Below are 3,795 nucleotides of genomic sequence, written 5' to 3' on the forward strand. Positions count from 1 at the left end.
GTAATGGATTTTTCAAAATGAAAATGTAAATTAAAGCTGTTTTGTGCTTATTTTTCCATCGTTAAAGTAAAACCCTATCTGGCCCTTTAGAAGTTGTTCGGCTTTTTGTCCAAATATTTCATAGCGCCAGCCATTCATAGCGGGAATATTTTTCTTTATTCCTCCATTGGCAATTTTTTCTAAATCATTAGATGTTGCAATAATTTTAGGGGCAATGCTGTTTTCATTTGCAACAATTTTTAATAACACTTTGAGCAGATCGATAACAGCGGCTGTCGTATTATTGAGTGGATTATGTTTAGGAATGGGGGGTAAAGTAGAAAGATCCACTTCTAAGCCTTCGTGGACAGCTTTGATTAATGATTGAGCAATTGAGAGTTTATCCCAATTCTTATTAAGACTGCGCAACCGTTTTAATGCAGATTCATCTTTTGGTTGTTGGGTTGCTATTTCTATAAGACATTCATCTTTTATGATATGACGACGTGGCATATTGTATTTTCGTGCTTCACGTTCCCGCCAAGCTGCTATCTTTTGTAATACAGCAAGTTCACGTGGCTTTTTAATTTTTCCTTTCACTTTTTTCCATGCTTCATCTTCTGGCATATCATAGGTTTTAGGATTTAAAAGGATTGTTATTTCATCATCCATCCAGTGAGCTCGTTGATTTTTCTCTAACCTTTTTTTCAATAACAAGTAAACATCTCTTAAGTAAGTTACATCGGAAAGTGCATAGAGCAGTTGTTTTTCAGACAAAGGGCGGTAACTCCAGTCTGTAAAGCGGGAGGATTTATCAAGATGATGCCCTGTACAGCGTTGTACAATTTGATCATAGGAGATAGAATCACCAAATCCACAAATGGATCCTGCTATTTGCGTATCAAAGAGAGGGGAAGGAATAACACCTCCAAGGTGATAAATTGTTTCAATATCTTGGCGCGCAGCATGAAAAACTTTTACAACTTTTTTATCGACCATAAGGTCAAAAAATGGTTGTAAATCAATATCTGGTGCTATGGGATCAATCAAAACTGTAACATCTGGTGAGGCGAGCTGTATTAAACACAGTTGAGGCCAAAAAGTTGTTTCGCGGATAAACTCAGTATCGACTGTTACAAAATCAGAGGTACGTAGAGCGTTAAGTGCAATTTCAAGATCTGTTGTTTGTGTAATAAGATTCATCATTTTATTATAATTCGATAAATTAAATTTGTCCTTTGTTGACTTTATTTTTGAGTTTTTATTCTCATATCTTGACAAATGGTCATTAAAAAGCGTTTGTAGCGCATGTGAATATTATAATCAAAGGCAAAAAACATGCATCGTTATCGCAGTCATCATTGTGCGGCTCTCCGTAGATGTGATGTAGGAACACAAGTTCGTCTTTCGGGGTGGGTTCATCGTGTTCGTGATCATGGAGGGATTCTTTTTGTGGATTTACGTGATCATTTTGGAATCACACAAATTGTTGCTGACCCTGCTTCACCAGCTTTTAAAGTTATTGAAAAAGTGCGTTCTGAATGGGTTATTCGTGTGGATGGGGAGGTATGTGCTCGTTCTGATGAGGTTATTAATGCAACGCTTCCAACAGGTGAGATTGAAATTTTTGCACAAGAGGTAGAAATTCTTTCAAAATCTGATGAGCTTCCTTTACCGGTTTTTGGTGAGCCTGATTATCCAGAAGATATTCGATTAAAATATCGTTTTCTTGATTTGCGTCGGGAGACTATGCACAAAAATATCATGCGTCGGACTGAAATTATTGCGGCTATGAGACGAGCTATGCAAAATAATGGTTTTACGGAATTTACGACGCCACTTTTGACAGCTTCATCGCCGGAAGGCGCACGTGATTTTTTGGTTCCAAGTCGTGTTCATCAGGGAAAATTTTATGCGTTACCGCAAGCGCCACAGCAATATAAACAGTTGTTGATGATGTCAGGTTTTGATCGTTATTTTCAGATTGCTCCATGTTTTAGAGATGAAGATCCAAGGGCCGACCGTCTTCCTGGTGAATTTTATCAATTAGATGTTGAAATGAGTTTTGTTGAGCAAGAAGATGTTTTAGCAACTATGGAACCTATTATGCGTTCTATTTTTGAAGAATTTGCAGATGGAAAGACTGTGACACAAAGCTTTCCTCGCATTTCCTATGATGAAGCAATGCGAAAATATGGTTCTGATAAGCCTGATCTGCGTAATCCGATCATTATGGAAGATGTTTCTCAGCATTTTTATAATTCTGGTTTCAAAGTCTTTGCTCAAATTTTAGCGAATGATGAGAATGCACAAGTGTGGGCTATTCCAGCTAAAACGGGTGGAAGTCGTGCTTTTTGTGATCGTATGAATGTATGGGCACAAGGCGAGGGGCAACCAGGGCTCGGCTATATTTTCTGGCGTGAAGAAGAAGGAAAATTTGAAGGAGCAGGGCCTATCGCCAAAAATATTGGTGAACAGAGGACTGAAGCAATCCGTATACAGCTTGGTCTTGAAAGTGGGGATGCCTGTTTTTTTGTAGCTGGCGATCCAAAAAAGTTTTCATCTTTTGCCGGAGCAGCACGCACAAGGGTAGGGGAAGAATTAGATCTTCTTGATAGAGATAGTTTCTCTTTGGCGTGGATTGTTGATTTTCCATTTTTTGAATGGAATGAAGATGAAAAAAAGATTGATTTTGGACATAATCCTTTTTCCATGCCTCAAGGGGGAGAAAATGCCCTTGCCTGCCAAGATCCTCTTACTATTAAAGCTTTTCAATATGATCTTGTTTGCAATGGTTATGAAATTGCATCAGGTGGAATTCGTAATCACTTACCAGAAATGATGCTTAAAGTTTTTGAACTTGTAGGACTTTCTAAGGAAGTTGTGAAAGATCGTTTCGGTGGTCTTTATCGTGCATTCCATTATGGGGCTCCGCCACATGGTGGCATGGCTGCGGGAATTGACCGCATTATTATGCTGTTACAAGGTGTTAAAAATTTGCGTGAAGTTGCTTTATTCCCTATGAACCAACAGGCGCTTGATCTTTTAATGAGCGCTCCGTCTGATGTTTCTCCTACACAATTACGTGATTTAGGAATCCGCATGGCTCCTACTCACAAAAATAGCTCATAAAGTTGATAATGGATTGTTTTCGTCTTTTTCTACGTAGAGTGAAGTTTTGATGCCTTTCAAGAGTCAACGGTGTGTGCGTGTACTATTTGTGAAATTTAGATAGGCAAAACGCTATTGTGTTGATTCTTTACGAGGCATTTTTATTCCTTGTTTCTATACTGGCTTTTCCCCTTGTGATAGGTGAGGAAATAATTATAATTGCTTGATCATGAATAAATTAGAAATAAAAGAATTCTATAATATTCTGGAGCCTCATTTTAGTTGAAAAAAATTAATTATCTTTATATGTCAATATATTATTTATTTTTTATTGAAGTTTTTACAACGTTGTAGCAGAGAATTGTGTCTCTTCGTTTTTATGAGAATAATGTGATTTTCCATTCTATGAGCTTACTCTGAAAAGTTTAAATTTCATAAGTTTTGAATATTTTTTAGTTTTTCATAGAAAAACTGAATGGGGTTGTTATACAATTTATCTTTATAATAAAAGATGATGTTTGAAAGGTGTTTTTGTCATTCCAGAAAGGATAAAATAACTCTTTGTAGGCAGTTAAATTATCGTCGGATTTGACAAAGCTTTCAATAAATTACTTAGGTCAAGGGGGACGGACATGTATAAATTTTTCAAATTGATATAATTTTCTGTTCATGTTCTAATTGCAGCGTTTGTTTTTATGTAATTGA

The 3,795-nt window shown here is 36.8% G+C and carries 2 protein-coding genes; one reads left to right on the forward strand and one right to left on the reverse strand.

Translation table 11 applies throughout. From position 1 onward, the window contains the following. Positions 1 to 30: 30 nt before the first annotated feature. Positions 31 to 1,185 carry a ribonuclease D gene (gene rnd, locus ACFIL8_RS03285; protein WP_375688900.1) on the reverse strand — a complete coding sequence of 385 codons (1,155 nt, stop codon included), beginning with the start codon at positions 1,183 to 1,185 and terminating at the stop codon, positions 31 to 33. 132 nt (positions 1,186 to 1,317) lie between these two features. On the opposite strand from rnd, the gene aspS reads away from it, so the two are divergent. Beyond that, positions 1,318 to 3,111 (forward strand): aspartate--tRNA ligase, encoded by a 1,794-nt coding sequence (gene aspS, locus ACFIL8_RS03290; protein ID WP_375613090.1) that lies wholly within the window; start codon positions 1,318 to 1,320, stop codon positions 3,109 to 3,111. Positions 3,112 to 3,795 lie beyond the last annotated feature (684 nt).

It is taken from the genome of Bartonella sp. AP57NXGY, assembly GCF_042195805.1.
Taxonomy (GTDB): Bacteria; Pseudomonadota; Alphaproteobacteria; order Rhizobiales; family Rhizobiaceae; genus Bartonella.

Excerpts from the sequence above, each read along its gene's own strand:
- rnd (WP_375688900.1), bottom strand. The coding sequence starts at position 1,185 with ATGATGAATCTTATTACACAAACAACAGATCTTGAAATTGCACTTAAC.
- aspS (WP_375613090.1), top strand. The coding sequence starts at position 1,318 with ATGCATCGTTATCGCAGTCATCATTGTGCGGCTCTCCGTAGATGTGAT.